This window comes from Thioalkalivibrio denitrificans, from assembly GCF_002000365.1.
In the GTDB taxonomy this organism is placed as follows: domain Bacteria; phylum Pseudomonadota; class Gammaproteobacteria; order Ectothiorhodospirales; family Ectothiorhodospiraceae; genus Thioalkalivibrio_A; species Thioalkalivibrio_A denitrificans.
This window is the reverse complement of the sequence record NZ_MVBK01000166.1, coordinates 1-1,692: the sequence shown is the minus strand read 5'-3', so window position 1 is coordinate 1,692 and position 1,692 is coordinate 1. Positions and strand designations below refer to the sequence as shown.

General features: G+C 67.3%; 1 protein-coding gene. It reads left to right on the top strand.

Annotated elements, in window-relative coordinates; translation table 11 throughout:
* Nucleotides 1-50: 50 nt before the first annotated feature.
* Nucleotides 51-1,640, top strand: coding sequence for a bifunctional phosphoribosylaminoimidazolecarboxamide formyltransferase/IMP cyclohydrolase (gene purH, locus B1C78_RS17260; protein WP_077280387.1), 1,590 nt, complete (start codon nucleotides 51-53; stop codon nucleotides 1,638-1,640).
* Nucleotides 1,641-1,692 lie beyond the last annotated feature (52 nt).

Genomic DNA, 1,692 nt, shown 5'->3' with positions numbered 1-1,692 from the left:
TCCTTCGATATAATCGCCCCCCTACGCCAACCGACCCCCACGGTTTCACTATGACCCAGACACCCGCCACACCCCCCCTCACCCCCGTCCGCCGTGCCCTGATCAGCGTCTCCGACAAGGAAGGGGTGGTGGAATTTGCTCAAGCGTTGCAGTCCCTGGACGTGGAGATCCTGTCCACCGGCGGGACGGCGAGGCTGCTGGCCGGGAACGGCGTGTCGGTGCGGGAGGTGTCGGACTACACGGGTTTCCCGGAGATGATGGACGGCCGGGTCAAGACCCTGCACCCGCGTATTCACGGGGGCATCCTCGGCCGCCGCGGCACCGACGACGACGCCATGGCGGCCCAGGGCATGGCGCCCATCGATCTGGTGGTGGTCAACCTCTACCCGTTCGAGGCCACGGTGGCGCGTCCCGGCTGCTCCCTGGAAGACGCCGTGGAGAACATCGATATCGGCGGACCGGCCATGGTGCGGGCCGCCGCGAAGAACCATGCCCACGTCGGTGTGGTGGTGGAACCCGAGGACTACGAGCGGGTGCTCCACGCCCTGAATGCCCACGACTGCCATCTGCCCCATTCCCTGCGCTTCGAACTTGCGGCGCGGGCTTTCGCCCACACGGCGCGCTACGACGGGGCCATTGCCAACTACCTGACCCGGTTTGCCGAAGATGACAGCCAGACGGCATTCCCCGGCATCCTGAGCCGGCAGTTCGTGCGCATCCTGGACCTGCGCTACGGGGAGAATCCGCACCAGCGCGCCGCATTCTACCGGGACACGGTCCCCACCGAGGCGGGCGTGGCCACGGCGCAGCAGATCCAGGGCAAGGCACTGTCCTACAACAACATCGCGGACACCGACGCGGCACTGGAGTGTGTCAAGCAGTTCGAGGCGCCCGCCTGCGTGATCGTCAAGCACGCCAACCCCTGTGGCGTCGCCGTGGCACACAACATCCTGACGGCCTATGAGCGCGCCTTCCAGACGGACCCGACGTCCGCCTTCGGCGGCATCATTGCCTTAAACCGCCCGCTGGACGGCGATACCGCCCAGGCCATTGTCAGCCGGCAGTTCGTGGAGGTGATCATCGCGCCGGAAATCACTCCCGAGGCGGCCCGTGCCGTTTCCGGCAAACCCAACGTGCGCGTGCTCGCCTGCGGCCAGTGGGGTGCGCCGCAGCCGGGCTGGGACTTCAAGCGGGTCAATGGCGGCCTGCTGGTCCAGGATCGTGATCTGGGCGAGATCGGCGAAGCGGACCTCAAGGTGGTCACCAAGCGCCAACCCGATGCGCAGCAGGTCAGGGACCTGCTGTTCGCCTGGCGGGTGGCAAAGTTCGTCAAGTCCAATGCCATCGTGTATGCCCGGGACGAGCAGACCATCGGCGTGGGCGCCGGACAGATGAGCCGGGTCTATTCCGCGAAGATCGCCGGCATCAAGGCCGCCGACGAGGGCCTGCGCGTGGCGGGTTCGGTGATGGCCTCGGACGCCTTCTTCCCCTTCCGGGACGGCATCGACGCCGCAGCCGACGCCGGCATCGCCGCCGTCATCCAACCCGGCGGCTCCATGCGCGACGACGAGGTCATCGCCGCAGCCGACGAACACGGCATCGCCATGGTGTTCACGGGGATGCGTCATTTCCGGCACTGAGCGTACTGCGGCGATCAACGCAGAGGGCGCAGAGACGCGGAGGGCGCAGAGA

Coding starts and splice junctions, on each gene's coding strand:
- purH (WP_077280387.1), top strand. CDS start 51: ATGACCCAGACACCCGCCACACCCCCCCTCACCCCCGTCCGCCGTGCC.